Source organism: Tissierella simiarum (genome assembly GCF_018917865.1).
Taxonomy (GTDB): Bacteria; Bacillota; Clostridia; order Tissierellales; family Tissierellaceae; genus Tissierella_C; species Tissierella_C simiarum.
In genome coordinates, this window is sequence record NZ_JAHLPM010000002.1 from 330,413 (window position 1) to 356,891 (window position 26,479).

Consider the following 26,479-nt stretch of genomic DNA (forward strand, 5'->3'; position numbering starts at 1 on the left):
ACATATATTCTTAAACTTACCTGTATTGAAATAGAGTAAGTTTAAATAGTTTTATTGAATAGAAGCTTTTTTTATCTTTCTATAAATATAATCTACAAGCGTAACCATTCCACTCAATATTAGCCTAAAATAATAGTCTATAATACGCCATAAAATAATGGCATAAGCTAAAGTATACTTAGGAAAGATAGTATTAAATAGCATGTAAAATCCTCCCTCTGAAGCACCTACTGTTCCTGGAGTAGGCATAAAAGAAACTGCCATATAGTGTAGAGATTGAAGGGCGACAATATTAAAGTAAGAAACCTTTCTAAGACCTACTGCCAAATATACAAAATAGGTAATAGAAAAGTAAAAGGTTAGTTGTAACACAGTAGCCAACGCCAACTCTACAGCAGCTTTTTTGTTATTCTTTATAATATTAATACTCTCCATATAATCTTTTAAGCTATTATCTAAACTTTTCTCAGCTTTCTCTATATCTTTTACTAGTTTTATCTTATAACCAATCTTAAATAGCTTATTAAAGATACCTTTAATAAGTTTTTCATTTAGAAAAAGTCCGATTATGATTAATAGTCCAAGAAAGTTTAATATACATCCAGTAATTACAAAGGATAATGCTAATTTAGTCTCATTATACAAAAATTCAAATTTAAATATAAACATAAAAATGCAATAAAATGTAACTATTAATTGATAAATTAAAAATTTATTTATAAATAAAGATGTTGCTGTTCCCCCAGATACGCCTTTATACACTAAAGAATAAATTTGAGCAGGTTCCCCGCCCGCAGCAAAAGGTGTAATAGAACTGTAATATTGTCCTATCATAGTTGACTTTAAAGATTGAAAAAAGTTGTCTTCTATATTTAATATCTTCTTCATCTTATTGATTATATAGGCATCGCAAATCCAAAATAATACCATTCCCAAAAAAGCTAATGTTAAATAATTTTTGTTTGTATCTTCAATTAATTCAGGTAGTTTAGCTAAATCATTATTATTGATTAGAACCCATGTTGTTACTCCTATAAGAGTTATTAATACGATATAATTTATAGCTTTTTTCATAATTCATTACCTATCCTATTCCTTCTGTCCATTAGTTGGTCATTGGTTATCCAAAATTCTTTTATCTCTCTATTAACTCTTTTTCTGATTTTATTCTTACTATAAGTTTTTCTTAACATTTTTTCCCATGATTTAACAAATAAAAGATTCAAAGAGAAATCTAAGTCCACAATCATAAAACCTTCTCTTTTTAAAAAAGGGTAAAATAAAGTTTTTCCGTGAAAAGCTTTAATATCTTTAAACCTAGTATCTGCAACAATAGCATAGGATAAACAATTTAATTCGTCATCAAGAAGTCTCAAGATAGCTTTAATATTTATATTCATATTTTTTATTTTTTGATTATCAATATGAATCCCTGCTAACAAATCTCCTCTTTTAATAACAGTACCATCAGGTAAATACTTATCCCTCCCCTTATAAATATGGGGTGCTATATATAATACTTCTGCTTTAGTCTTTGGAATATGAAACCAATTTCTATGTTCTACTATTTTCCTATCAATTATTTCAAAATTTTTTTGAAATAATCTATTCATTGACTCCACTCCTTATACCATTGTTTATAGTTTTAAAATTAAAACCTCTTTCTATTAAGCTGGGAATAATAGTTTCTAGAGCCTTAATAGTATTTCTTGGTGCATTTTCAGCTCCATTACTATCATGTAGTACTATTATGTCCCCAAACTTTATATTATCTAAAATTTTATTAACAATATAATCTGGAGTAGTTTTTTTGCTCCAATCTTTAGCATTTAAGGTCCATAATATAGTTTTCAATCCATATTTTTTACAATAGTAATGGGTAAATAAGTTAAAAGTACCCCATGGCGGTCTAAAATATTCTACAGAATAATTAAATTTTTTAAAGACTTTTAATGATTCTTCAAAGTCTTTTTTGGTTTGCCAGGGAAAAGATAACCAAGCACTTTTATGGCTATAGGAGTGTATCCCTAAGCCATGTCCTTCACTTATCATTCTATTAACTATGTTATAATTATCTTCCATCTTTTCGGCTACCATAAAAAAAGTTGCCTTTATATTATAATCTTTTAAAAGATCTAATAACTCTAATGTGTATCTAATATCGGGTCCGTCATCAAAGGTTAAGAAAATACTGTTAGAACTATCAAATCTTTTAACTATGTGAGGGGATTTGTTTCTATAATATAAGTTGGGTATTACAGCATAAAGTAAAAATCCTAGACCTAAAAGTCCCACTACAATAAAAAATCTCATTCATATCATCCCTTTTTTGTTCTCATACTAGGTTAACTATAAAGCAATTTTATTGATTCTTCCGCTAATCTATTCATATTTATATACTTTTTTAAAGCATCTATATTCCTCTTATAATTTTTAATCTTCTCTCTGTTGTTTATTAGGTCTTCAACAATCCATTGTAAATCCTTCATACTGAATGCAATACGACCTATAGATTCTTCTTCTATAAAATTTGTATTTTCTATTTCTTGTCCTAATTTTGGTTTGTATACAATTAAAGGTAAATTAGAAGCAATGGCTTCAAACACAGTTACTCCCCCTGCTTTTGTTATTAACAAGTCACATTTATCCATCAAATAAGCTACCTCTTCAATATATCCAACGGGTATAACTCTATCCATATCTGTTTCTATAAGTTTTTCTAATAATTCTTCATTTTTTCCTGTTAGAACTAAGGTAGTTACCCCTTCTAAATTATTGAGCCAATTATAAAAGTTTTTATTTTTAGGCAAAAGTCCCATACCGCCACCCATAATCATCATGACTAGTCCATCTTTAGGCAGAGTAATGTTTGGGACAGGTTTATTTTCTTCTATAAACTCCCTCCTTAAAGGTATTCCTGTAGTTACAATTTTTTCACTTTGTACTCCTTTTTCAATCATTCTTTCCTTTATTTCTTCCGTTGCTACAAAGTACTTATCACAGTTTGGAACAATCCATTCCCAACTAGAAACTACATCTGTAATGCAAGTAATTAATGGGAAGGAGAAAAAAGGATGTTCTTTAAGTTTTGAAATATAGTATGTTGCTCCAGGAAAAGTTGAAATTATCATTTTAGGCTGAAGTTTTATAAGATAGTTTTGTAATTTATTTAAATTATATTTATAAGAAAATTGATCTTTCCCTATTGAACTTTCTTTATTCTTCTTATAATAAAAATGATTATAAATTTCAGGACTACTCTTCACTAAGACTCCATATCCCTTGTACATATTTTTTGATAGTTTGGGCATAAATATCTGAAATAAATCTGCAATTTCTATATTTATTGAAGGATCTATTTTTAAAATATTCTCCTTAATCCCTTTAGATACAGATATATGTCCCTGACCAAAGTTTGCTGTCAAAATTAATATATCTATCCTATCCTTCATCAACTACACCTACTCCACAATTATAATCTTCTATTAATTTTTTTCCAAGTTTACATATATTATCTAGACAAAACTGTTTAGCCAATTTTGTCATGTTGTTTCTCATACTTTCTAGAATTTCAGGATTGTCCATAATCTTTTCTACAATTTTACTTATATGATTTTCTTCATCTACATAAATGGCCACATTTTGCTTTACTAGAAAATCTAAGTTTTCTTTTTCTTGTCCTGGTATATAATATGGTATAATCATAGGTAATTTCTTTGCTATAGCTTCAGAAACCGTTAAACCTCCGGGTTTAGTTATTATAATGTTAGAAGTTTCCATCAAATAGGGAATCTCTTTTGTGAAGCCATATAATCTAATCTTACCATTATTAATTAAGTCAGTGTAAGTCTTTTCTATAGATTTTTTTAGCTCATTATTGTTCCCACAAACTACTACAATATGAAAATTTCTTTGTAAAGTTATTATACTCTTTAATGCTTTTTTTATATTTTTAAGTCCTAAGCTACCTGCCATTAACAAAATTTGAAAATGCTCTTTTTTAAATTCTTCAGTATTAAAACTACGGAAAAATTCTCTTTTAATAGGTATTCCATAGGGATAGATTCTGTCTCTTTCTATACCATACTTCTCCAAAGTTTTGCTTGTATAAATACTTCCAGTAATATATGCATCTACATTGTTATCAATGTAAGTTTGATGTGCTTCATAATCTGTTATCACTGAAATAAAAGGTATATTAATTAACTTATTTGCTTTTAAATATCCTATTACGCTTACTGTAAAAGCATGAGTTCCTATGATTAAACTAGGGTCTTCTCCTAAAATAATATGAAAAACTTTTTGTCGTGCAATTTTAGTAAAAGACTTAGTAATAAACTTATTAGTTATTTCTTTGTTGCTTATTTCATAAAGGCTTCCATAGAATTTAGGAAGCTTGCTGGCAAGAATCCTATAGGAATCTGAAATAAGAATATCTAGCATTTTATTTATTTCTTTTAAAATATCTACTTTTTTTACCTCATAACCATTCTTTATAAATTCTTTCTCTAGAGAGGAAGCAGCTTCATTATGACCACCGCCTGTGGCAGCAGTAAATATTAAAACCTTCTCCATATTTAATCCTCCATTTACTAAATTATTATGTCATAAATAAGATATCATATTTACGTTAATATAACGTTAACAATGTCTTAAAAGTTTCTTAAATTATTATATATATATAATATAATAATTTCCATCTATTATGAAAGTTAAATATAGACTTATCTTTCTATTTATAGTATCCGTATTTTCCTAGGTTTATATCCTGGTAAATGGAGGCTAATGATTTAGTATATTTTAATTATATTTATTATAAAAGAAACTTTACTTTTTCCCAAATAAAAAGGATGTTAGTTAAAATATAACTAAACATCCTAGGTTTTTACATATTAAATTTATAAAAATGATTTACAGGACCTATTCCTTTTTCAATATTCATACCTTTGGCTAAATTAGAAGCTATAATTAATGAAAAGGTACAACTAGTTCCATGAAGGTTTTTAGTATTTGTCCTATTTGATTTAAATTGTATGATTTTTCCTTCATTTATAGTTTTCTTCAGCATCAAATAAACTAGAAATTATAATGGTGACTAAAAGCAATAACTTTTATAAAAAATTTCATTTCCATATTCTTAAATGAGTTTAAATCTACTTTTAGATATCATTACAAAGATGTTCTCCAATATTATCATAACTCATAAAGCTTCTCCTGACTTAATCTAATGCTTTAATATTTTTAAATTACATTTCATGGAATTAAATATTTTAATTAATATTAAACCTATTATACTTCCTCCTATAGTGCTTAATAGGAAAGGATAAACGAAGAAAAAAGCTATAACTTCTTTTCCCATTATATACTTTGCTATAGGAAAAGCTGTTAATCCTCCTAATACTCCTGCCCCAAATATTTCTCCAATAGCTGCTCCATAACTATTTTTCGTTTTCTTATATATTACTCCTGCTAAAAAAGCTCCAATCATACTACCGGGAAAAGCAAGAAAACTTCCTGTACCAATAAGATTTCTAATTAGAGAAATAAGAAAAGCTATAGCTGTACTATAAAAAGGTCCTAAGGTTATTGCAGATAATAAATTTATTGTATGCTGTATTGGAAAGCATTTAGAAACTCCTACAGGAATATATACTAAATTCCCTAATACTACTCCTATAGAAATAAACATAGCAGAAATAGTTAATTTTCTTGTATCCATTCTTAATCTTCTGCCCTTAATATATTTATATCTTTACCTTCCATGACTCTATTCATATTTCTCATGGAACACATTTTACCACACATAGTACAACTATCTTCATGTTCTGGGTTAGATTCAGCTCTATATCTTCTAGCTTTTTCTTCATCTAAAGCTAACTTAAACATTCCTTCCCAATCTAATTTTTGTCTTGCTCTGCTCATTTTTAAGTCCCATTCTTTAGCACCTGGTACACCTTTGGCAATATCTCCTGCATGGGCAGCTATCTTAGAAGCTATAATCCCTTCCTTCATATCCTCTAAAGTAGGTAATCTTAAATGTTCTGCTGGAGTTACATAACATAGGAAATCTACTCCATGACTAGCAGCTATGGCTCCCCCTATAGCACTGGTTATATGATCATAGCCAGGAGCTATATCTGTTACAATAGGTCCTAATACATAAAAAGGTGCTTCATAACAAAGCTTTTTCTCTAAAAGAACATTAGCTTCAATTTCATTTAGCTGAATATGCCCTGGTCCTTCTATTATAATTTGTACATTTTTCTCCCATGCTCTCTTTGTTAACTCTCCTAATACCATAAGTTCTGCTATCTGAGGTCCATCTGTTCCATCTTCTATGCTTCCTGGTCTTAGAGCATCTCCAAGACTTATGGTCATATCGTATTCTTGGCATATTTCTAATAACTCATCAAAATATTCATAGAAGGGGTTCTCCTTATTGTTTAGTTCCATCCAAGCATATAATAAAGATCCACCTCTTGAAACTATATTAGTAATTCTTTCATTTTTCTTAAAAACTTTAGCCGTCTCTCTATTCATACCTGCATGAATAGTGATAAAGTCTACTCCATCTTCTCCATGTTTTCTTACTACATCTAAAAATTCTTTTTCTGTAATATCTTTAAGTTCTTTATCATAGAAACCTACAGCATCATATACAGGAACGGTTCCAATCATAGCTGTAGACATATTTATTAACCTTTTTCTAAACTCTTCAGTTTTACCAAAGGAACTTAAATCCATTATGGCTTCTACTTTCATATCTAAAGCGGTCTTCACTTTATCCAACTCTGTATCTACATTAGGACAATCTCTAGAAATTCCTAAATTGACGTTGATCTTTGTCTTTAACCCTTTCCCTACTCCTTCTGCATCTAGAGATTTATGATTTTTATTGGCAGGTATTACAATTTGACCTTTAGCTACTCTTTCTCTTAGAATTTCTATATCTATATTTTCTTTTCTACTAACTACTTCCATTTCTTTAGTGATAATCCCTTTTTTGGCTGCATCCATTTGAGTCGTATAATTCATTTTCAGAATCCTCCCTTACCTTAGTTTTGATCTTATAGACTTGATTTTTCCTTTAATATTTTCTGCACCTGTTATTTCAGATATCATAGCGAAACAATATCCTCCATAATCTTTCACAGAGATTATGTTTTCTTCCTTTATTCCACCTATTGCCACATAAGGTATACTTATGTTTTCAGAAACCCATTTTAAGTAATTTAGTCCTTCTGATTTTTCTACATTTTCCTTTGTTGTAGTATTAAATATCGATCCTACTCCAATATAGTCTGCTTCTTTTTCTATAGCCAATTTTGCTTGGCTCTCATTGTGAGTTGATAGTCCAATTATCATATTAGGTGCTAGTCTTTTTACCTCTTCAATAGGCATATCATCTTGTCCAATATGGATACCATCAGCTTTAACAGCTAAGGCTATGGATATATCGTCGTTAACTATAAAAGTAACTCCTTTTTCCTTAGTCAATGCTCTAATAGCCTTACATTCTTCGTATTTCTTCTTTTTACTTTTATCTTTCTCTCTGTATTGAATTATCTTTACATCTGCTTCTATTAATTCTTTTGCTACTTCAATATTACTTCTACTTTTTGAAAACTCTTCTCCTAATATGGCATAAATATCAGTTTTAGGAATATTCTTTTTCGCTAACAGCATTATTTCTAAATCATATACCTGAAATCTAATATTTTCATAGATTTTAGATTCTTTATAGTGGTCAATTATTTTTAAAGATTCTTCTATACTTCTTAGCCCTTCTTCTACTCTTTTAAAATTTGATATTAACAGATCTTCTAGACTATGTTTCTGATCTAATAAACTATTCTTAGATATGGTTACACCAATATCTCCTATTACATTTCTACTTTCTAACAACTCCTTACAATAAAAACCCTTTCTTACCAAATGTCTCATTTCCCTTAACTTCTTTGATATTTCTTCATTATTAAAGATAAATCTTTGTATATCTTCAATTACTCGTAACCCTTCTGAAACTCTGTTTATATTTGCATCTATTATTCTAAGCACTTCCATCTTTTCACCTCCTTTTACAAAAAATAAAAAAGCTGTATACCAACAAAAGTATACAGCAAAAATACAGCTCCTCTAGTTCCCTAGCTAAATCCCTTCGTTGGCATTACCCAAATCAGGTTCTTAGGGTCAGGAATAACATTCCTATCTCAGCCTATCAATATAAGCCCCCCTTTAACTTGATATTAAATTTCAGTTTTTAGATACAACTTTATATCCTTAATAGAAATATAACATAGAATTAAAGCTTTTACAAGTTTATATCCCTTTTCTCTTATTAAGCAATTTATCACCAGATAAACTAATTCCTAAAGCTCCCAATGGTGCAGTTATTACAATGGCTAGTACAGCTAAGGCTAAGATCACATCTCCTGATGCTACTCCTAAAGATAGAGGGACTCCTCCTATAGCTGCTTGTACTGTAGCTTTAGGAATATAGGATATGATGCAAAATAATCTTTCCTTCCAGTTTAAATTGGTTCCTATAAGAGAAATCATAACTCCAATACTTCGCCCTATTAAGCCTATAAATATTAATATAATTCCTTTAATTCCTGCTTCTAAAGCTACTCCAATATTTACTTGAGCTCCCACTAAAACAAAGAGCAAGATTTCTGCAAATACCCATATTTTGTTAAACTTAATAGACAGTCTTTTTCCTACTTGAGGCATTTTTTCTAGAATAATAAATCCAATAGTCATGACTCCTAAAAGTCCTGCTATTTCAATTTTATTTTTTAATAAATTTTCTAATGCTGTAAGTAAAATTGCAGATCCAAGTATATAAAGTATCTTCTTTGTATCTCTAATATGGTATTTTTCAAAGAGCTTTACCATAATAAATCCAATAATCCCGCCTAAAACAATACCTAAAATAATTGAAAAAGGAATCCCCAGTATTTTTACTCCTATATTACCTTGATTACCGCTATATAATCCTAAAAATGTACTGAATATAGTTATTGCAAAAACATCGTCTATAGAAGCTCCTGCTAATATCAAAGTAGGTATCCCCTTATCTGTTCCTACACCTCTTTCCATAAAATTTAGCATTTGAGGAACAACTACTGCTGGAGAAACGGCAGCTAGTATAAATCCTAATATTCCTCCTTGTATAAAAGAAAATCCTAACAGTTTTGTTGAAATAAAAACTATAGTAAAGCCTTCAATTAAACCTGGAATACAACTTAACTTAATAGCAGGTATACCTACCTTCTTTAAATCATCTCTACTAATACCAAGTCCTGCTCTCAAAAGAATTACTATTAAGGCAATTTTACGGAGATCTGGAGATATGTTTATAATATCTGTTTTTAACCAATTGAGTCCATAAGGACCTATAATGATTCCTAAGATAAGCATTCCCAATAGTCCTGGTAATTTCATTTTTGTAAATAGAGCATTTGCTAAAAGTCCCAACAATATTATAATAGCTAAATCTGTTGCCAAAAAAATCCCTCCTTAAAATTCTAAAAAACAAAAAATCCTACAGATACATTATAATTATATCTGTAGGAGTCATTAGCATTTAGCAGTTATGGCGAACTCCATCGCCTATTTACTTTTATATGTTATATATTACTATATTTTCATACTAAGTTCAATAAAATATAATTTAATTATTCTTTTCCTTTTTTAATCCAAGAGGCAATTTCTATTGTACGTTTTGCTTGATGTTTTACAGCATCCTCTACGTCTTCTACCATTTTACCATCTTGATCCACTGTAACACTGGTTCCATAAGGATTTCCCCCTGCTTTATATATCGATCTATCTGTAAATCCAGGAGTTGCTATAATTGCTCCCCAATGCATCATAGATGTATATAAGGCTTTTATGGTAGCTTCTTGCCCACCATGAGGATTTCCAGCAGAAGACATGGCACTTACAACCTTATTAGTCAATTTCCCCTGTGCCCAGATTCCACCTGTAATGTCTATAAATTGCTTCATTTGAGAAGATATATTTCCAAAACGTGTAGGTGTACTAAATATTATGGCGTCTGCCCACTCTAGATCATCAGTAGTCGCTATCGGTACATCTTTGGCTTCTTCCACATGAGCTTTCCATACTGGATTAGAGTTAATTGCTGCTTCTGGTGCTAATTCTTGGACTTTTAATACTCTTACTTCTGCTCCGACCTCTAATGCTGCTTCTTCTGCCCATTTAGCTAATTTATAATTTGTTCCTGTAGAACTATAATAAATAATCCCTAATTTTACTTTTCCCATTTAATTGTCTCCCTTCAGATAACCTTTATAATAAACTTCAATACTAATTCTAAATCTTACTTGTAATTTACCCTATTTTCAAAAAATTTAATCAAAGAAATTCTTGAATTATTTAAAACGAATATTCTTTAATAAATCAAAAAAGAACAAGAAATTGTGCCGTTCATTCTCTTGTTCTTCTTGATTCTTATTTTAAATCACCTTTAAACATAAGGATGTTGTCGTAATTATTCGCAGTTATATAAATCAAGTTATTAAGCTTCTGCTGATGAAACTATAGTTTCTAGAAAAGCTTCAACTCTAACCTTAATTTGACCAGTATCAGCTTCAGAATAATCTGTCTCTATTTGAATAAATGGCAGATTTAATTCATTTTTTACAAAGTTTCCAACAGTAAAAGATTCTATATTATAGGTATGACAAGCTTGCCACGTTAAATCTACTACCCCATCTACCTTATATTCCTCTGATAATCTCTTAATTAAATCTAATCTTGTATTGTTAGGTGTCATACAAGAACAAGGCGTTGATAAATACTTTTCAGCCAACGCTGTAATAGGATCCTTATCCTCATCTACCATTACATCTAAACCTTTATAGCCTGTACAATTTTCTAAAGCAACTACAGATGCTCCTGCTTCTTCTAAAGCTCTCAATACTTTCTCTGAACCACTTCCAATTGGACATCCTGTTAATAAAATTCTTGGTGCGTCTTCATCAAAAGCGTAAATACCTTTTTCCATTTGCTCTTCAACTTGAGTAATTAGTTTTTCAATTAACTCTATACCAGATTCCTTATCTACATTGAAACCCTTTAGCCATTGTGATAGCATCATATCCATTCCAGTTAATGGAGCAGGCTTATGAGCATTTAATTTATGCAATCTTTTCATTGCATCTCTTTCTCTATTCATTAATTTGATAGAATCTCTAAGCTTATCCTCTGTAATTTCTACACTAAATTGTTCCTCTAAAAAATTTTTAAATTTAATCATTTCTTTTTTCCACATTTCTAGCGCATCTTCATCTTCGGCAGTCTGTGGTAAATTCATTCTATGCATAGGTTTTATTTTGCTCATTAACTCATACATTTTCTTCTTCCCATCACAAGTAGTTTCCACTAATAATGCATCGGAAAAGAAAAAATAGGGACATTTATCCGTAATTGCAAATCCATAACTAGATTTAATAAGTGGACATAGGTTTCTTGGAAGTTCTTTTTCTGCATCTTCAATAGGTGCTTGTGCAGTGCCACAAAGGGTTACAGCAATTGCATCAGCAGCTAAAGCAATTTCTTGAGGTGAAAATACACAATACATGCCTACTACCTTTTTCCCAGCTTCATGGGCTTCCTTAATCTTCACGGAATTTACTCCTCTTAACGCTTCTACTTCCTCCATAAGTAGTGGTCTCATCCTTATCTCTCCTCTTTACATTATTAATTTTTTATATAATTTTCCTATTTAATTGTAACATTAGGTTAAATTACCTACCAATAATAAATATCAATATGCTCAAAGGTTCATATTATATTTATCTATAACAAATAAAAAAGAAAGCTTATTCAACTATGGTTGAAAAGCTTTCTTTACTTTGTGTTATTTAATTAAACCTTAAATAAATTTCTACGTGTATCTTTTACACTTAGTATTAATTACCGAAAAATCCCCCTTTAACCTCTATCCAGTTTTCAAAGCTTTATATTTATGTTTTTCTTTCTCATTTATAGACGCTAGCTCATAAGGTATGCATAGGGGTACCCCTATTCTTGGATCCAATATGATATCTGCTTCGATGCCGAACACTTCTCTAAGCACCTTCTGAGTCATAACTTTTTCTGGTGCCCCTTCACTAACTACAGTTCCTGATCGTATAGCTACCATATGTTGAGCATACCTAGAAGCATGATTTAAATCATGAACTACCATAATAATCGTTCTTTTTTCTTCACGATTTAACTTTTCTAGTAATTTTAATACTTCTAACTGATGAGCCATATCTAGAAAAGTTGTAGGTTCATCTAAGAATAAGATATCTGTTTGCTGTGCAAGTGCCATAGCAATCCAAGCTCGTTGACGCTGTCCACCAGAAAGTTGATCTACTGGTCGATTGTAAAATTTATTCATTCCTGTCATTTCTAATGCCCAATTGATAATTCGTTTATCTTCAGTACTTAATGCCCCGAATCCTTGCTGATGAGGAAATCTTCCGTAATTTACAAGTTCATAAACCGTTAAACCATCGGGTGCCGTAGGATTCTGTGGCAATATGGCTAATTGCTTAGCTACCTCCTTAGTAGATTGGGCATGAATGGACTTTCCATCTAATAAAACGGTTCCTTCTTTTGGAGACATAATTCTTGCCATAGTTTTTAATATAGTAGATTTACCAGAACCATTTGCTCCCACTAAAGCTGTTATCTTTCCTATAGGTATTTCTAAATTAAGCTCTTTAACAATTAAATTTTCATTATATCCAATATCTAGGTTTTTTGTGTTCAGTCGTTCTGACAAACTTATTCCACCCTTCTATAAATTTTCTATTGCAATATATTTGCCATTACTTTCACTAATCTTTTATTCTTTAGTTTTAGCCAGCAAATATAAAAAATAAGGAGCTCCCACAATGGCTACAACAATGCCCGTAGGTATTTCTGAAGGCTGTACTATCCAACGTCCTAATGTATCTGCTACAACTACCAATAATGAACCTGTCAATGCTGAAGCAGGAAGTAAAAATTCATGCTTAGGACCTACAAGTCGTCTAGCCAGATGAGGAGCAATTAACCCCACAAAACTTATTCCTCCACTAACAGCAACACAAGATCCTGCTAAAGCAACAGCACTAGCTAATAAAACCCGTCTTTCTTTTTCAACTTCGACTCCAAAACCAGTAGCAATTTGATCTCCCATGTTCATAACATTAAGTACTTTCGCTTTATAGAAAACAAAGGGAATAAGTATTACTAGCCAAGGTAATAAAGCAAGTACAAATTTCCAGTTAGCTTCCCAAATACTTCCCGCTAACCATACAGAAACAAATTTAAATTTTTCAGGATTTAAACGAATAGTCAATACGATCATTGCAGCACTTATTGCTGATTGAACTGCAATTCCTGTCAAAAGCAATCGTGTTGGAGATATTCCTTCATGCTTTTTATAGGCCAATACATAGATTAATGTTGCTGTTAATCCTGCTCCTATTAAAGCTAAAAAGGGCAAGAAGAAAATAGAAGTTATAGAGTTAGTTGAAAAAAAGGAAACAAATAACACTACCATTAAACCTGCACCAGAATTAATTCCCAAAATCCCTGGATCTGCTAAAGCATTTCTTGAAACTCCCTGCATAATGCATCCAGATAGAGAAAGACCTGCTCCAATCATAATGGAGATTACAATACGAGGAAGTCTAAAATCAAAAAGAATTAATTTTTCTTTATCTGTTCCTCCTCCAAATAAAACTCTAATTACATCTATAGGCGATAATCTAATATAGCCTGTATTTATGCTAATGATAAAAGTTATTATTATTAATATACTTAGAATACTAAGTACAGTAATTCCTCTTGTTTTTTTCTTTTTCTCCTCTATAGAAATATCTACCATATTCATTTATAATTCCCTCCTTTCCTTTCGTGCAAGGCAAAGGAAGAAAGGAACTCCTATTAGAGAAATGATAGCTCCTATTGGAGTTTCATATGGAGGATTAATCATTCTTCCTCCAAGGTCCGCTAATACTACCAATAAACTTCCAAGTACCGCTGAACAAGGAACAATCCAACGATAGTCAACTCCTACAAGATAGCGAGTAAGATGAGGTATAATCAAACCTACAAATCCTACTGCACCAACTACGGATACAGCTGCTCCTGCCAACATAAGTACAATGATTGTAGCTGCCAATTTTACCATACCAGTCTGCAAGCCAAGACCTTGAGCAACTTCCTCTCCAAGACTTAGAAGAGTAATGGAGCGTGAAATAATAAGAGATCCAATAATGGCTACAGCTACCCACGGAAACATGATTTTAAGTTGTAGCCAAGTAGTTCCTGCTATTCCTCCTGCTGTCCAAAAAGCTAAATCCTGTGCAACATCAAAGTAGATAGCTATTCCTTGACTAAGAGCACCCAACAAAGCACTTACGGCAGAGCCTGCTAGTACTAACCTAACTGGTGTCAATCTATTTCTTGCAAAAGATCCTATCCCATAAACAAGACCTGCACCAACACCTGCTCCTAAAAAGGAATAAAAAATCAAATGTAAATATGGAGTACCTGGGAAAAAAGCAAAACAAACGGCTAAAGCAAAGCCTGCGCCAGCATTTAGTCCCATTAAACCTGAATCTGCTAAAGGATTACGAGTCATCCCCTGCATTAAAGCCCCCGAAACAGCAAAACAGGCTCCGACCAAAGCTCCTCCTAATACTCTTGGCAGTCTAAGCTCTTGAATTATAATATGTTCCGTTATATCAGGATTAAAATGAAATACTGCTTCCCATACAGTAGCTATTTTAATATCAGCAGCTCCAAAAGAAACGGATACAGCCATTCCTATTAATAGAGCAAATAATCCTCCTATTATAATAAAAGAAGCTGTTAACGGATGACTTTTATCTTTAAGTTCATTTTCAATTTCATTCTTATTTGTTTTTGTCTGTATCATTGCAAATACCTTCCTCAAATATAATCATTTTTTCATGTCTATATATTTGTTAAATATTATAAACTTCGACTTGTTCAGTTCATTCAGCAGTTAAGCACTAAACTGCGCTCTATAAAAACATCTACTATAACTCTTTTGGGTTACACTGGTATTTCAATATCTCCATTAATTGTATTTACAATTTTTGTTTTAACTCTTGTATTTTCCAAAGAAACTTCTTTTTCACTTTTTCCACTATAAGCGGTAGTAAGTAAAGAAAGCATAGCAACTAAAATAAGTAATGATTGCCTTAATCCTTTTTAAACATAAATGTTTTCCCTCGTTGATAATGATTATCGTTTTCATTTTATCAGCTTATTACTGGGAAGTCAATATAATTCAATACCTCCAATACTAGAATCTCATAGACGTAACTTTTTTGTACAAAAAATTTACAATATTTAAATTTATCCATTGAAATAACTATTAGTTCTAATTAAGATAATAACTAATAATGAAAATCTTTATTAATCGTTATACTAAATTATGGAGGTTAAATTATGAAACATATAAAAAAATAGTATTATCTTTTTCTATCATACTGGTGTTAGGTGGATTGCTTTCTGCTTGTAGCTCCCAAACAACCAAAGTAGAAAATTAGGAGGAAATAACACGAGTATATAAAGATTATTTAGGTCATGAAGTAGAAATCCCTATTTCACTAGAGCGAATAATCTTTCATGGTGAATCTCTTGGGGATCGCTGGAGGAGCGTATGATGACTTTAGATGTATGGCTTAATAAGAGACAGGAAGTAGAAAATTGGCTTTTCAACTACAGTATAAGAGAAAATGCGATGTGGCAAAAGCTTGGATCAATATTAAAAATAGGCGAAACAGCATCAGTTTTCATCTTAGACCATAGAAAACGATTATTTGTTATGGGAAGTACAGGACTTCCAACTGTTCTTTATCATCCATATAGATTTAGTCCAGTAGATTCTAGTGAACCCTCCTCTCCTAAACAAAAAAACACTGTTATAGAAGGGGATTGCATCTTTCAGCTTCGTTCAAAATCTTTTGGACTCCGGTAATTGTTTATTTAATATCCTATTTATAACAAAAATATATACTGTTATACACTCTTACAATCTTTAGACAAGTACTTTATAGAAGTTACAGTTAATCCTGTTAAATCAAAATATTTATCCCATTTATTTTTAATTGGAAGAACTGCTGCTGGATGAGCAAAAGTAAACGGCATATTATCTCTTCCCTTTCTTTTTATTTCAGATTATACTTCTTTAACTAGAATTCCTAAAATAAACGTTTTTGAAAAGTTCATTCTTACTTCATAAGAATATCTAACATTTTATTAGTATTATTTAAAAAAGCCTTCATCACTTGATAAGTTTCTGTTTTATCATATTCTGTTTTTATAATACCTTCCTTTATTTCATAAATAAAAGAGTCTGGATATGCCATTATAATCGGAGAATGAGTAGAAATTATAAACTGAGATTCTTTTTCCACTAATTCATGGATTCTACTTAACATAGCCATTTGCCTTGAGGGAGATAAAGCGGCTTCTGGTTCATCTAATATATATAATCCATTTCCACTAAAACGATTCATAAGTACTGCAAAAAATGATTCTCCATGAGATTGTTTATGAAGAGAAATGCCACCATAAGAATCTATAATCTTTGGACTCATTCCCCCTTCATCTAAGATTTCTATATTCGTCGCTAAATTATAAAAACTTTCAGCTCTTAGAAAAAACCCATCCTTTGGTCTTTTTACTCCTCTTATTATTTTTATAAATTTATATAAATCTGAATGGGATTCCCAAGAAGAAAAATTAAAGTTCATAGTACCACCTTCTGGATTAAAACCATAAGCTGTTGCCATTGCTTCCAATATAGTAGATTTTCCCGTACCATTTTCTCCTACAATATAAGTTACTTTAGGATGAAATTCTAAAGTATGTAAATCCTTTATTATAGGAAGATTGAATGGATGGTTTTGAAAATAAGATATCTTCTCTCTATTAAGTTCAATACTTCTTATATATTGATTTACCTTCATTAGACTCATGATCTTCCTCCTTCTAAATTACCCTGTCTTTTAAAAATCTAAGAGAGTTCTAATGGTTTTGATTTCTAAATTCTAATGGTGTCTTATTCGTAAGCTTTTTAAAAGTCATATTATAATAGTTCTGATTATTAAATCCTACAGAAAGCGCTACTTCTAAGATGGATATATTTTTCTTCAATAACAATTCCTTACTTTTTTCTATTCTAATTTCATTTAAAACCTGTGTAAACGTCTTTTTTGTTTCTTTTTTAAAAATAGTACAAAAATAACATTTATTAATTTTTAAATAATTACAAATATCTGTTAGTGTTATTTGCTCGCTATATCTAGCTTCAATATAATCTATCGCTCTCTTAACATGAAAACTATAAGGAGAATTTTGTGAAGACATACTTTGTCTTATATAAAGACTATCTTTTCCTATCATCCTTAATAAAGAGATTAAGTGCGGAACACAAGAACTAGGTTTATATAAAAATTCCATATTATTTGTTTTCTCAATACTATAAGGACCTAAAATATATATACCTCTTTCTACAGTTCTAGGACAAATATAACAAGCTGTAAAATTAACTTTATCTAAACAGTCAATGGTGACTATAGAAGATTCATCTTTTTTTATTATTTCATTTTCAATCCTTTCATAGATATCATTATGATCAAATACCTTATTTAACCTTGTGTCATACCCTATTGAATGTATGATGGTACCATCCCATTTAAACGCCTTAATTGGAATATGGGTACATGAAAAGAATTTTTCTATAGTATTAGAAATATGCTTTTCAGCTAAACAGTTATTACTCAGCACCATTATAATTCACCTCTCTAAAAAATCACCAAATATAGTTATAAAAATACAAATATCTTTAAACATGATCAATAAGTAAATGTTATTATAAGTGATAATTGATATCAATAGAAAATCGATATCAAGATCTTAAGTATTTTATTAATTATATCAATGAAGAAAGAGAGGTGTCAAATAAAAAGCTTGGTTGTTTACAGTAAGGAGGCATCATGAAAAAACGATATTTATTTATAACATTAATTATTCTATCACTAAGCTCAATATTCATTGGAGTGAAAGAAATAAGCCTACTAGATATACTATATTTTAATGAAGATAAAATTCAAATATTGCTTCTTAGTAGAATTCCACGTTTAATTAGTATTATTATAGCTGGGATAGGTATGAGTATAAGTGGATTGATTATGCAGCAAATAAGCCGTAATAAGTTTGTATCTCCAACAACAGCTGCAACTATAGACTCAGCTAAATTAGGCGTTTTAGTGTCATTAATCTTATTCACTGCTTCTAGTCCTCTTAAGAAAATGATGATTGCTTTTATCTTTGCAGTATCAGGAACATTCTTATTTATGCAGATATTAAAAAGGATAAAATTTAAAAACACTATCTTTATTCCGCTTATAGGAATGATGCTTGGAAGTATTATAGATTCAATAACCACTTTTTTTGCTTATAAATATGATCTTGTACAAAATATTTCTTCTTGGTTGCAAGGAGATTTTTCTATGACAATTAAGGGAAGATATGAACTTTTATATATCAGTATTCCTCTTGTAATAATTGCATTTATATATGCTAATAAATTTACTGTCGCAGGAATGGGAGAAGATTTTTCTGCAAACTTAGGACTTAACTATAATAGAGTAATGAATATAGGAATTGTTATAGTAGCTTTAATATCATCATTAGTCATAATTACAGTAGGAAAGATACCTTTCTTAGGTCTTATAATACCTAATATAGTTACAATTTTTCAAGGAGATAATATGAAAAAGAATATCGTTCATACAGCTTTACTAGGAGCAATATTCCTTTTATTCTGTGATATCTTAGGGCGTATAATCATATTTCCTTATGAAGTTTCAATTAGTCTTACAGTTGGAATAATAGGAAGCCTTATATTCCTTTACTTATTAGTTAGGGGGAATAAATCATGAAAATTAGAAGAAAAATAGGCTTTCTTACAATTTTATCAATTATATTAATCGTACTATTTATATTTATAGGTCTAAACAGTAGCAATTTTGAGTATTTTCTCTATAGAAGAGTACCAAAGGTAATTGCAATTATTCTAACAGGAGGGGCTATAGCCTTTTCTTCAATGATATTTCAAACAATTACCAACAACCGTATACTAACCCCTAGTGTATTAGGATTAGATTCATTATATATGTTTATACAAACTTTTGTAGTCTTTGCCCTTGGATCTAAAAACCTAGCTGTCATAAATAGTAATTTAAACTTTATTATATCTATTGGATTAATGATAATTTTCTCAGCACTATTATATACATTCTTATTTAAGAGAGAGGAAAATAATATTTTCTTTCTTCTATTGGTAGGACTAATACTTGGGACTTTTTTCCAAAGTTTATCCTCTTTTATGCAGATGCTTATAGATCCTAATGAGTTTTCACTAATACAGGATAAGATGTTTGCTAGTTTTAATAATATAAACACAAATATTTTGATACTATCTTCTATAATCATTCTTTCAATGTTAATTTATACTCATAAGTATACTAAAGTGCTAGACACTATATCTTTGGGAAAAGAGCATGCAATAAACTTAGGAGTGGATTATGACAATGTTGTTAGAAAAATGTTGGTTATCGTAGCTATACTGGTGTCAGTATCTACAGCTTTAGTTGGACCAATAACATTTTTAGGACTTCTTGTAGTAAATCTTGCTCGTGAATTTTTAAATACTTATAAACACAAATATTTGATAATAACATCTATATTAATAAGTATAGTTGCATTAATGGGAGGTCAGCTAATTATTGAAAGAATTTTTAACTTTAGCATGCCTATAAGCGTTATTATAAACTTCATTGGAGGATTCTATTTTATATATCTATTGTTAAAGGAGAATAAAGTATGATAGAGGTAAAAAATCTAATAAAACAATATGGCAATAAGAGTGTAGTTGACAATGTATCCACTCAAATAACAAATGGAAAAATCACATCTTTTATTGGTCCTAATGGTGCTGGAAAAAGTACATTGCTATCTATGATAAGTCGACTTATTCCAAAAAACAACGGAGAAATTTTTATTGATGGCAAGGAATTAGTTCAATGGAATAATACTGATCTTGCAAAAAAGATATCTATATTAAAACAATCAAATCATATAAATATAAGACTAACTATTAGAGAACTAGTAAGCTTTGGACGCTTTCCTTACTGTCAAGGCAATTTAACTAAAGAGGATATAAGATATGTTGACGAAGCAATAAGTTATATGAAGCTTAAAGATATAGAACATAAATATCTTGATCAATTAAGTGGGGGTCAAAGGCAGAGAGCTTACATAGCAATGATTATAGCTCAAAACACAGAGTATATTTTATTAGATGAACCATTAAATAATCTAGATATGAAACATTCTGTACAAATAATGAAAATACTAAGGTCCTTAGTAGATGATTTAGGAAAAACTGTCGCTATAGTTATACATGATATTAACTTTGCATCTTGTTATTCAGATTATATAGTGGCATTAAAAGATGGAAAAATAATTAAAGAAGGTAATACTAATGAGATTATTAATAAAAAAGTATTAGAAAGTATATATGATATAGATTTTACAATTGAAGATATAGAAAACAACAAAATCTGTGTATATTTCTAATACATTTATAAAGAAAATAAAGGTTAAAAACCTTGAAATTAAAAATAAAAAAATTAATGAGGTGGATAAAATGAAAAGAAACAAAAGTTTAATTTTACTATTAATAGTAATCATTTCTGCTTTAGCTCTTACTGCATGCAGCTCAGAGCCCAAGGTAAATGAGAAAGAACCAATTGAAGAAACTTCTACTGACGTTGACACTACTAATGTTGATACTACAGTTACTGTTAAGCACGAATTGGATGAAGTCACTGTAAATAAAAATCCTAAAAACGTAATAGTTTTTGATTATGGTGTATTAGATACGCTTGATAAAATGGGTATAGAAGTACTTGGATTACCAAAATCTAATATTCCTTCTTATCTTGAAAAATATAATGATGATAAATATGTAGACATTGGAACTTTATTTGAACCAAACTTTGAAAAAATCTTTGAATTGAAGCCAGATATAATTATTATTTCTGGAAGACAGGCAAAAGTATACGATGAGCTTAAAAAACTTGCTCCAACTTTATATCTTTCAATAGATGGAGCAAATTATATAGATTCATTTGAAAATAATATGAAAATATTAGGTGAAGTTTTTGATAAAGAAGATTTTATAGAAAAAGAAATTAAAAATATCCAAGACTCCATTAAATCTTTAAATGAAAAGGCAGCGGCTGATGGAAAAAGCACTTTAATTGTTATGGCTAATGATGGTAACCTTAGTGCTTATGGAGAAGGTTCAAGATTTGGTATTATACACAAAGAGTTTGGACTAACTCCTGTAGATAAAGATATTGAAGTTTCAAACCATGGTAAAAAGATTTCTTTTGAATATATAGTGGAACAAAATCCAGACTATCTTTTCGTCATAGATAGAGGAGTTGTTGTTGGTGCAGATACATCAGCACAGCAGGTATTAAACAACGATTTAATTAAATCTACAACTGCATATAAAAATGATAAAATTATATATCTTGATGCCCAAGTATGGTATGTATCTTCTGGTGGACTTACTGGTACTATGAAGATGATAGAAGAAGTAAAATCAGCTTTAGAATAAAAACTAATCTCCTCTTTAATTGTATACAATTAAAGAGGAGATTTTAAATTACAAACCTATCATTTAAACTTATTTTAAATTCGTTATATCTGCTTCATAATCTTCTTATTCTATATATTCTTTTATACCTTCCTTTATAGCTAGTGCAATCTTCTGTTGGTATCTATTGTTTTTTATCAATTTATTATCCTCTATATTAGTTATAAATCCTACTTCTACTAATACTCCAGTATATTTTGTTTCTCTTAATACAAAATAATCTTCTGGAATAGCTTCGGCTTTCATTGAATTATCCTTTAGGAAATCTTGATAAACATTTATATCTACTGATTGACAAATACTTTGAGCTAACATTTTTCCTTCAGTGGATGTAGGATAATAGTATACTTTAACTCCCCTAGCTGTACTCTTTTTGCTAGAGTTTACATGAACACTAACAAAAACAATTGGGTCGTTTTCATTTATAATAGTCTTTCTTGCATTTAAATCTTTTATATATCTAGAAGCCTTAATATCACTGTGTTCTTCTAAAGAAACATCTTTTTCTCTAGTCATTACTACTTTAAATCCTTCTTTTTCTAATACTTTTTTCAATTTTAAGCTTACATCTAAGTTTATATCCTTTTCAAGTAAACCATCTTTATCACCAGTTCCTCCATCAATTCCACCATGACCTGGATCTATTACAATTTTATTGGGTGACTTATGGCTAAAAATATCAGATACCATAGAGCCTTTTAAAAAATATACCATAAGAATTAATAATATTATAAATGCTAATAAAATTAATATTTTTTTATTTAACTTTATTACAAAAATATTAATCCCTTTTCTCATTTTTTCACCTACATTCTTAAAATAATATAAACCTTTTTTCATATTTATTCAATAATTAAAGGATAAATGCTTAAACATAACAGCAAAAAATACTTAAAAATACAAATTAATTCTAGTAAATTTATTCTTTATTATATAAGCATTTTATAAAACTTCTTCTTTGATACAGCATACTATGAAATATAGATATTAGCAAGGTGATGATAAATATGACTATGTATCCAGGGGAAATACTTGCTTATACAATTCAACCCTATGATACATTATTGCAGATAGCAATGGAAATGAAATTGCTTCTAAGTTTAGTAAGTTGTTTAAAGAACATCTTGTTATTGCGGCTGAACTCATTAAAACCGCTAAGGCTGGAGATAACAATGCAGTAGCTGATGCTGAAAAAAGATGGTATGCCAATGCAGATGAAATTGCTGCCTTTCTTGGCTATATTAATCCTTATTGGTCTGAAGAAGATTGGAGAGCAATGCTATATGAGCATCTAGCACTAACTAAATCTGAAGTAGTTAATATTCTTAACCACAATTATGCAACAGGCATAGAACTATATGATGAGATTGAAAGGCAAGCACTAAAAATAGCTGATATAATGACTGAAGGAATTGTTAAACAATTTCCGTATAAATTTACTAGATAGTTTCTATTATGTGTCAGATGTAAATATTTAGAAAAGAGCCAAAATTGATCTTTTGACTCTTTTTTTATTCATTCCAATATTTTTTTAACATATTTAATAAACTATCTATATTTCAATTGATGTTACAAATTCTATCCAGAAAATCATTTATTTTTATTTGAATAACTAAATCACATCTAGGAGTCATCAAAGAATAATTAGCAAATATGTTTTGACTTTTAATAATCAAAATTCTTATTTTCTAAGTGAATACAGCTTGTCTTTTTACATATGAAAAATAAAGAGAGTACAGGACTTTTCCTTACACTATAATATCCAATCTACTTAAACCATTTCTGATATACCTTTTAAATACCTAGCAATTAGTTCGTCTAATCTTTGACTTAACTTAATTGTTTCTACATCACTTATACCTTTTCCGCCCTCAATAACCTCCTTATTTAATTCACTCCTCAACATCTCAATTTCTCGTTTTAAATGTTTTAAATCTTCAATAAATACATCTTTTTCTATTTCTTTTATTCCTTTTTCTTTATATAGATTTTTGTCTGTCATTTTACATTTCCTCCAAATTATTAAAGCAATCTATACAGCTATACCTGTATTAATATAGACATATATTTTTCTTCGAAAATTTTTATAGGTTCCTCTTAGAACTCATTATTACTTTGTTCTAATTCCTTTTTTCAGGTGAACAGCAAATCTATAAATTCATCTCCACCTCCTAGTAGTTTTTATTATATAAGTCTGTTGTTGTATTCGTTGTTACTTTGTTATAATTATCACACTTGTACTATCTTAAAGTATTGGTAAGATTATTTCTTCATATTAAATTTATCTATACCCACATAATAACCTCCTAAAGTATATTAAATAGATAAAGTCATAGTAATATTCTTCACGACTTTCAATTTTGAAGATAATTATATGCTATCTAATTATTGATACTGCTGCACTGAGTATCTTTTTTCTTTATGACAACGCATATTATTTCTTTTATATGAAAGTTATTCTTACAAATTACAGCCAATATTTTATCCAAAATCTGCTATATGTTCTTTATTAGAACATTCTATTGGATAATCTTGGGTAAAATACTAGTTGTTCCAATATAGAACAGAGGTGGTTCATTATGAAGTTAGTGTTAGATTCAGAAAAACGTAATATTATAGGTCCCAGGGTAAAAACTGCTAGATTAAAAAATAACCTGACGCAAAAAGAACTGTCAGCCAAACTTGAAACATTAGCTGTTTACATTGATAGAGCCAGTATCTCTAAACTTGAGCAGCAAAAAAGAATTATTACCGATGTTGAACTAATGGCCTTATCGCAAGTATTATATGTAAGTGTTGGTTGGCTTCTGGGATTAGAAAAATAATCTTTGTTCTAATAAAGAACATTATAACATTTACCATTATTATTGTAAATCTAACTATAGGCTCTTACACGTTCATATCATGTAACAAATAATTCTTTAAACCCACTATTTTTGTTATAAACCTATTTAGTCGTCCTATTGCACTATATAAACAAAATACACCTTCTTGATACTGCTAAATATCATCATCAAGAAGGTGTATTTCTTACATAAGCTCAGACAATAAATGACCTCTTCACAACGTTCTTTTCTTTGCTTAGATCGTCTTTATACATTTCTATATTTTCTATGAAATACTATACATTGGACTTTGCATGCTCAATTCTACTTTTAAAATAATCATTAGTGGATATTCTTTTCTCCTCAAATATCTTATAACATTCTAATGCCATCTTATATTGAAATATATCGATTAAATTCATTATTAAGTTATTTATACCAACCATTGCTTGATTATACTTAGAGCGTTTGCTATTAAGTTGCTCCCAGGTACCTACAATTTCATCATAATTCTCCTTTTCATTATCCATATCTAAATAAGGTACCAATGCATTAAATGATTCCATTGCCTTATCTAAGGCTTCAGACTGTGACCTATTTAAATATGTATTAATTACTAGTAATAATGAGTAATATGTAATCGTATAAAATCTCATATTGTAATCAGTTGGGTTTTCGTTTATGAGGTCTTTAATGTTATTTAAAGCAAATTCCGACATTTCTATATTAGGTTCCCCAAGCTTAGATCCTATTAAAGATATTGCAGCTCTATGGGATTCGAATCTAATTCTAAAGTTATCATTTGTCTTTGGTGCAGTATTACAAGCTGTAATATATAAATCATACCAAAACTTTTCATACCCACCTAAAATTAGTGTTTGTTTTTGTGTTCCATCTGAAACCGTCCAATATAACATCTCTTTAGGTAGTTCTTTATTTATAAACTCAGCAAATTTTATATGATTCTTAAACTCTTCATCAGCCATTCTAAGCATAGCATAATTATCTGAAATATTCCAATATGCCCAGCCTATATCCATAATATTATTTGTATCTTCATTACTTATAAAATTTCGTAAAATATCAATAATCTTAAATTTATCATCTTGTTGTATAAGATTTTGTACTATATTAATTATGTTATTCACCATATACTTGATACCTCCAATTTATATAATGCAATAGACTTATTGGCACATTTAAGACCCTTTACAATGTGATAGATAATATTTATTATTCCACCATTATTATTCCACCATTATTATTCCACCATTATTATTCCACCATTATTATTCCACCATATGTGATAAGCATTACATTTAGAGCAGATTCCCTACCCCTTATTCTATTGTTATATTCATCTTATAATTTAGCTTTATATTCCTCACCCCACTGCCACATAGCATCGTGTATAGTCTTTAAGCTATAACCTATCTCTGTAAGGGAATATTCCACCCTTGGTGATACTTCTGCATATACTTTACGAATTACTAGCCCATTTGCTTCCATTGCTCGAAGATGCTGTGTCAAAACCTTTTGAGATATGCCGTTAAGGGATTTTTTTAATTCTCCAAAACGTTTCGTGCCTGTTAATAAATCACCTGATAATCCTATATTTAAAATTTTCTATGTAGATGTAGAAGAAGTGGAAACCTTTAGTTTTTCTGAAGGTCCAAAGACGTATATATATTATAATCTGAAATTAGACAAGAAAAAACATGGTTTAAAAATGAAATTTTTCTTAAACCATGTTTTTTGATAGGTATTTATTTCAACTATTTCTATTTTAATTACTCTTGAAATTTAGTATATTTCTTTTTAGAGCTTCTTATTATAACATTGAACTTCCTTGCTTATCAAAAAGAAAAAA

30 protein-coding genes and 2 riboswitches are annotated in these 26,479 nt (G+C 29.7%); of the genes, 7 read left to right on the plus strand and 23 right to left on the minus strand.

Features of this window, described 5'->3' with window-relative positions:
- Positions 1-51 precede the first annotated feature (51 nt).
- The 16 genes from KQI42_RS03760 to KQI42_RS21230 form a co-directional block, all read right to left on the minus strand.
- A complete protein-coding gene (locus KQI42_RS03760; RefSeq protein ID WP_216516874.1) occupies positions 52-1,074 on the minus strand; it encodes a lysylphosphatidylglycerol synthase transmembrane domain-containing protein in 1,023 nt (340 codons plus the stop codon).
- On the minus strand, positions 1,071-1,613 hold the full coding sequence (locus KQI42_RS03765; protein ID WP_216516876.1) for a YkoP family protein: 543 nt from the start codon (positions 1,611-1,613) through the stop codon (positions 1,071-1,073). The genes KQI42_RS03760 and KQI42_RS03765 overlap by 4 nt, the downstream gene beginning before the upstream one ends.
- Complete coding sequence (locus KQI42_RS03770; protein ID WP_216516877.1) at positions 1,606-2,313, minus strand: polysaccharide deacetylase family protein; 708 nt, start codon at positions 2,311-2,313, stop codon at positions 1,606-1,608. The genes KQI42_RS03765 and KQI42_RS03770 overlap by 8 nt, the downstream gene beginning before the upstream one ends.
- A 32-nt stretch (positions 2,314-2,345) precedes the next feature.
- Positions 2,346-3,452: an MGDG synthase family glycosyltransferase gene (locus KQI42_RS03775; protein WP_216516879.1), complete on the minus strand. Its 1,107-nt coding sequence runs from the start codon at positions 3,450-3,452 to the stop codon at positions 2,346-2,348.
- A complete protein-coding gene (locus tag KQI42_RS03780; RefSeq protein WP_216516881.1) occupies positions 3,442-4,575 on the minus strand; it encodes an MGDG synthase family glycosyltransferase in 1,134 nt (377 codons plus the stop codon). The genes KQI42_RS03775 and KQI42_RS03780 overlap by 11 nt, the downstream gene beginning before the upstream one ends.
- Before the next feature lie 310 nt (positions 4,576-4,885).
- Positions 4,886-5,068, minus strand: a complete 183-nt coding sequence (locus KQI42_RS03785) for a bifunctional hydroxymethylpyrimidine kinase/phosphomethylpyrimidine kinase (RefSeq protein ID WP_216516883.1) — start codon at positions 5,066-5,068, stop codon at positions 4,886-4,888.
- A 156-nt stretch (positions 5,069-5,224) separates the two neighbouring features.
- Positions 5,225-5,719, minus strand: coding sequence for an energy coupling factor transporter S component ThiW (gene thiW / locus KQI42_RS03790; RefSeq protein WP_216516885.1), 495 nt, complete (start codon positions 5,717-5,719; stop codon positions 5,225-5,227).
- Positions 5,720-5,721: 2 nt separating this feature from the next.
- Positions 5,722-7,035: a phosphomethylpyrimidine synthase ThiC gene (gene thiC / locus KQI42_RS03795; protein WP_216516887.1), complete on the minus strand. Its 1,314-nt coding sequence runs from the start codon at positions 7,033-7,035 to the stop codon at positions 5,722-5,724.
- Positions 7,036-7,050: 15 nt separating this feature from the next.
- Positions 7,051-8,064 carry a thiamine phosphate synthase gene (gene thiE / locus KQI42_RS03800; RefSeq protein ID WP_216516889.1) on the minus strand — a complete coding sequence of 338 codons (1,014 nt, stop codon included), beginning with the start codon at positions 8,062-8,064 and terminating at the stop codon, positions 7,051-7,053.
- 71 nt (positions 8,065-8,135) lie between these two features.
- Positions 8,136-8,245: riboswitch (TPP riboswitch) on the minus strand.
- Between the two features lie 74 nt (positions 8,246-8,319).
- On the minus strand, positions 8,320-9,510 hold the full coding sequence (locus KQI42_RS03805; RefSeq protein WP_216516891.1) for a cation:proton antiporter: 1,191 nt from the start codon (positions 9,508-9,510) through the stop codon (positions 8,320-8,322).
- Positions 9,511-9,566: 56 nt separating this feature from the next.
- A riboswitch (Fluoride riboswitch) is annotated at positions 9,567-9,625 on the minus strand.
- 55 nt (positions 9,626-9,680) lie between these two features.
- On the minus strand, positions 9,681-10,292 hold the full coding sequence (gene wrbA / locus KQI42_RS03810; RefSeq protein ID WP_216516893.1) for an NAD(P)H:quinone oxidoreductase: 612 nt from the start codon (positions 10,290-10,292) through the stop codon (positions 9,681-9,683).
- Positions 10,293-10,546: 254 nt separating this feature from the next.
- Positions 10,547-11,707, minus strand: coding sequence for a double-cubane-cluster-containing anaerobic reductase (locus KQI42_RS03815; protein WP_216516895.1), 1,161 nt, complete (start codon positions 11,705-11,707; stop codon positions 10,547-10,549).
- 264 nt (positions 11,708-11,971) lie between these two features.
- Positions 11,972-12,805: an ABC transporter ATP-binding protein gene (locus KQI42_RS03820; protein ID WP_246566037.1), complete on the minus strand. Its 834-nt coding sequence runs from the start codon at positions 12,803-12,805 to the stop codon at positions 11,972-11,974.
- Positions 12,806-12,868: 63 nt separating this feature from the next.
- Complete coding sequence (locus tag KQI42_RS03825; protein WP_246566039.1) at positions 12,869-13,903, minus strand: FecCD family ABC transporter permease; 1,035 nt, start codon at positions 13,901-13,903, stop codon at positions 12,869-12,871.
- Complete coding sequence (locus tag KQI42_RS03830) at positions 13,904-14,953, minus strand: FecCD family ABC transporter permease (protein WP_216516897.1); 1,050 nt, start codon at positions 14,951-14,953, stop codon at positions 13,904-13,906.
- A gap of 140 nt (positions 14,954-15,093) precedes the next feature.
- Positions 15,094-15,216: a hypothetical protein gene (locus KQI42_RS21230; protein WP_281420282.1), complete on the minus strand. Its 123-nt coding sequence runs from the start codon at positions 15,214-15,216 to the stop codon at positions 15,094-15,096.
- A 493-nt stretch (positions 15,217-15,709) separates the two neighbouring features.
- On the opposite strand from KQI42_RS21230, the gene KQI42_RS03835 reads away from it, so the two are divergent.
- The gene (locus KQI42_RS03835) at positions 15,710-16,024 is read left to right on the plus strand and encodes a hypothetical protein (RefSeq protein WP_216516899.1); all 315 of its coding nucleotides are present in this window, start codon (positions 15,710-15,712) and stop codon (positions 16,022-16,024) included.
- A 41-nt stretch (positions 16,025-16,065) separates the two neighbouring features.
- Here KQI42_RS03835 and KQI42_RS03840 read toward each other — a convergent pair whose 3' ends face one another.
- From KQI42_RS03840 to KQI42_RS03850, 3 genes are all read right to left on the minus strand, one after another.
- The gene (locus tag KQI42_RS03840) at positions 16,066-16,194 is read right to left on the minus strand and encodes a DUF4184 family protein (protein ID WP_216516901.1); all 129 of its coding nucleotides are present in this window, start codon (positions 16,192-16,194) and stop codon (positions 16,066-16,068) included.
- 83 nt (positions 16,195-16,277) lie between these two features.
- A complete protein-coding gene (locus tag KQI42_RS03845; RefSeq protein WP_216516903.1) occupies positions 16,278-17,027 on the minus strand; it encodes an AAA family ATPase in 750 nt (249 codons plus the stop codon).
- A gap of 49 nt (positions 17,028-17,076) precedes the next feature.
- A complete protein-coding gene (locus KQI42_RS03850; RefSeq protein WP_216516905.1) occupies positions 17,077-17,841 on the minus strand; it encodes a helix-turn-helix domain-containing protein in 765 nt (254 codons plus the stop codon).
- Positions 17,842-18,047: 206 nt separating this feature from the next.
- Between KQI42_RS03850 and KQI42_RS03855 the strand changes: the two genes are divergently transcribed.
- From KQI42_RS03855 to KQI42_RS03870, 4 genes are all read left to right on the plus strand, one after another.
- Positions 18,048-18,995 carry an ABC transporter permease gene (locus KQI42_RS03855; RefSeq protein ID WP_216516907.1) on the plus strand — a complete coding sequence of 316 codons (948 nt, stop codon included), beginning with the start codon at positions 18,048-18,050 and terminating at the stop codon, positions 18,993-18,995.
- The gene (locus tag KQI42_RS03860; RefSeq protein ID WP_216516909.1) at positions 18,992-19,942 is read left to right on the plus strand and encodes an iron chelate uptake ABC transporter family permease subunit; all 951 of its coding nucleotides are present in this window, start codon (positions 18,992-18,994) and stop codon (positions 19,940-19,942) included. The genes KQI42_RS03855 and KQI42_RS03860 overlap by 4 nt, the downstream gene beginning before the upstream one ends.
- Positions 19,939-20,694, plus strand: a complete 756-nt coding sequence (locus tag KQI42_RS03865) for an iron ABC transporter ATP-binding protein (protein ID WP_216516911.1) — start codon at positions 19,939-19,941, stop codon at positions 20,692-20,694. Before KQI42_RS03860 ends, KQI42_RS03865 begins: the two co-directional genes overlap by 4 nt.
- Positions 20,695-20,764: 70 nt before the next feature.
- Positions 20,765-21,745 (plus strand): siderophore ABC transporter substrate-binding protein, encoded by a 981-nt coding sequence (locus KQI42_RS03870; RefSeq protein ID WP_216516913.1) that lies wholly within the window; start codon positions 20,765-20,767, stop codon positions 21,743-21,745.
- A gap of 105 nt (positions 21,746-21,850) precedes the next feature.
- On the opposite strand, the gene KQI42_RS03875 is transcribed toward KQI42_RS03870, so the two are convergent.
- Positions 21,851-22,624: an N-acetylmuramoyl-L-alanine amidase family protein gene (locus KQI42_RS03875; RefSeq protein ID WP_216516915.1), complete on the minus strand. Its 774-nt coding sequence runs from the start codon at positions 22,622-22,624 to the stop codon at positions 21,851-21,853.
- A 268-nt stretch (positions 22,625-22,892) separates the two neighbouring features.
- Here KQI42_RS03875 and KQI42_RS03880 point away from each other — a divergent pair, with 268 nt between their 5' ends.
- Positions 22,893-23,231, plus strand: a complete 339-nt coding sequence (locus KQI42_RS03880; protein WP_216516917.1) for a hypothetical protein — start codon at positions 22,893-22,895, stop codon at positions 23,229-23,231.
- A gap of 324 nt (positions 23,232-23,555) precedes the next feature.
- Here KQI42_RS03880 and KQI42_RS03885 read toward each other — a convergent pair whose 3' ends face one another.
- Positions 23,556-23,786, minus strand: coding sequence for an aspartyl-phosphate phosphatase Spo0E family protein (locus tag KQI42_RS03885; RefSeq protein ID WP_216516919.1), 231 nt, complete (start codon positions 23,784-23,786; stop codon positions 23,556-23,558).
- Between the two features lie 577 nt (positions 23,787-24,363).
- Between KQI42_RS03885 and KQI42_RS03890 the strand changes: the two genes are divergently transcribed.
- On the plus strand, positions 24,364-24,609 hold the full coding sequence (locus KQI42_RS03890) for a helix-turn-helix domain-containing protein (protein WP_216516921.1): 246 nt from the start codon (positions 24,364-24,366) through the stop codon (positions 24,607-24,609).
- A gap of 296 nt (positions 24,610-24,905) precedes the next feature.
- On the opposite strand, the gene KQI42_RS03895 is transcribed toward KQI42_RS03890, so the two are convergent.
- Complete coding sequence (locus KQI42_RS03895; RefSeq protein ID WP_216516923.1) at positions 24,906-25,760, minus strand: hypothetical protein; 855 nt, start codon at positions 25,758-25,760, stop codon at positions 24,906-24,908.
- 211 nt (positions 25,761-25,971) lie between these two features.
- Complete coding sequence (locus KQI42_RS03900; RefSeq protein WP_216517072.1) at positions 25,972-26,232, minus strand: winged helix-turn-helix transcriptional regulator; 261 nt, start codon at positions 26,230-26,232, stop codon at positions 25,972-25,974.
- Between the last annotated feature and the right edge of the window lie 247 nt (positions 26,233-26,479).

Excerpts from the sequence above, each read along its gene's own strand:
- KQI42_RS21230 (WP_281420282.1), bottom strand. The coding sequence starts at position 15,216 with ATGCTTTCTTTACTTACTACCGCTTATAGTGGAAAAAGTGAAAAAGAA.
- KQI42_RS03890 (WP_216516921.1), top strand. The coding sequence starts at position 24,364 with ATGAAGTTAGTGTTAGATTCAGAAAAACGTAATATTATAGGTCCCAGG.
- KQI42_RS03770 (WP_216516877.1), bottom strand. The coding sequence starts at position 2,313 with ATGAGATTTTTTATTGTAGTGGGACTTTTAGGTCTAGGATTTTTACTT.
- KQI42_RS03775 (WP_216516879.1), bottom strand. The coding sequence starts at position 3,452 with ATGAAGGATAGGATAGATATATTAATTTTGACAGCAAACTTTGGTCAG.
- KQI42_RS03860 (WP_216516909.1), top strand. The coding sequence starts at position 18,992 with ATGAAAATTAGAAGAAAAATAGGCTTTCTTACAATTTTATCAATTATA.
- KQI42_RS03840 (WP_216516901.1), bottom strand. The coding sequence starts at position 16,194 with ATGCCGTTTACTTTTGCTCATCCAGCAGCAGTTCTTCCAATTAAAAAT.
- thiC (WP_216516887.1), bottom strand. The coding sequence starts at position 7,035 with ATGAATTATACGACTCAAATGGATGCAGCCAAAAAAGGGATTATCACT.
- KQI42_RS03855 (WP_216516907.1), top strand. The coding sequence starts at position 18,048 with ATGAAAAAACGATATTTATTTATAACATTAATTATTCTATCACTAAGC.
- thiE (WP_216516889.1), bottom strand. The coding sequence starts at position 8,064 with ATGGAAGTGCTTAGAATAATAGATGCAAATATAAACAGAGTTTCAGAA.
- KQI42_RS03785 (WP_216516883.1), bottom strand. The coding sequence starts at position 5,068 with ATGCTGAAGAAAACTATAAATGAAGGAAAAATCATACAATTTAAATCA.
- wrbA (WP_216516893.1), bottom strand. The coding sequence starts at position 10,292 with ATGGGAAAAGTAAAATTAGGGATTATTTATTATAGTTCTACAGGAACA.
- KQI42_RS03895 (WP_216516923.1), bottom strand. The coding sequence starts at position 25,760 with ATGGTGAATAACATAATTAATATAGTACAAAATCTTATACAACAAGAT.
- KQI42_RS03765 (WP_216516876.1), bottom strand. The coding sequence starts at position 1,613 with ATGAATAGATTATTTCAAAAAAATTTTGAAATAATTGATAGGAAAATA.
- KQI42_RS03815 (WP_216516895.1), bottom strand. The coding sequence starts at position 11,707 with ATGAGACCACTACTTATGGAGGAAGTAGAAGCGTTAAGAGGAGTAAAT.
- KQI42_RS03850 (WP_216516905.1), bottom strand. The coding sequence starts at position 17,841 with ATGGTGCTGAGTAATAACTGTTTAGCTGAAAAGCATATTTCTAATACT.
- KQI42_RS03870 (WP_216516913.1), top strand. The coding sequence starts at position 20,765 with ATGAAAAGAAACAAAAGTTTAATTTTACTATTAATAGTAATCATTTCT.
- KQI42_RS03780 (WP_216516881.1), bottom strand. The coding sequence starts at position 4,575 with ATGGAGAAGGTTTTAATATTTACTGCTGCCACAGGCGGTGGTCATAAT.
- KQI42_RS03845 (WP_216516903.1), bottom strand. The coding sequence starts at position 17,027 with ATGAGTCTAATGAAGGTAAATCAATATATAAGAAGTATTGAACTTAAT.
- KQI42_RS03875 (WP_216516915.1), bottom strand. The coding sequence starts at position 22,624 with ATGAAAAAAGGTTTATATTATTTTAAGAATGTAGGTGAAAAAATGAGA.
- KQI42_RS03760 (WP_216516874.1), bottom strand. The coding sequence starts at position 1,074 with ATGAAAAAAGCTATAAATTATATCGTATTAATAACTCTTATAGGAGTA.
- KQI42_RS03835 (WP_216516899.1), top strand. The coding sequence starts at position 15,710 with ATGACTTTAGATGTATGGCTTAATAAGAGACAGGAAGTAGAAAATTGG.
- KQI42_RS03825 (WP_246566039.1), bottom strand. The coding sequence starts at position 13,903 with ATGAATATGGTAGATATTTCTATAGAGGAGAAAAAGAAAAAAACAAGA.
- KQI42_RS03885 (WP_216516919.1), bottom strand. The coding sequence starts at position 23,786 with ATGACAGACAAAAATCTATATAAAGAAAAAGGAATAAAAGAAATAGAA.
- KQI42_RS03865 (WP_216516911.1), top strand. The coding sequence starts at position 19,939 with ATGATAGAGGTAAAAAATCTAATAAAACAATATGGCAATAAGAGTGTA.
- KQI42_RS03830 (WP_216516897.1), bottom strand. The coding sequence starts at position 14,953 with ATGATACAGACAAAAACAAATAAGAATGAAATTGAAAATGAACTTAAA.
- thiW (WP_216516885.1), bottom strand. The coding sequence starts at position 5,719 with ATGGATACAAGAAAATTAACTATTTCTGCTATGTTTATTTCTATAGGA.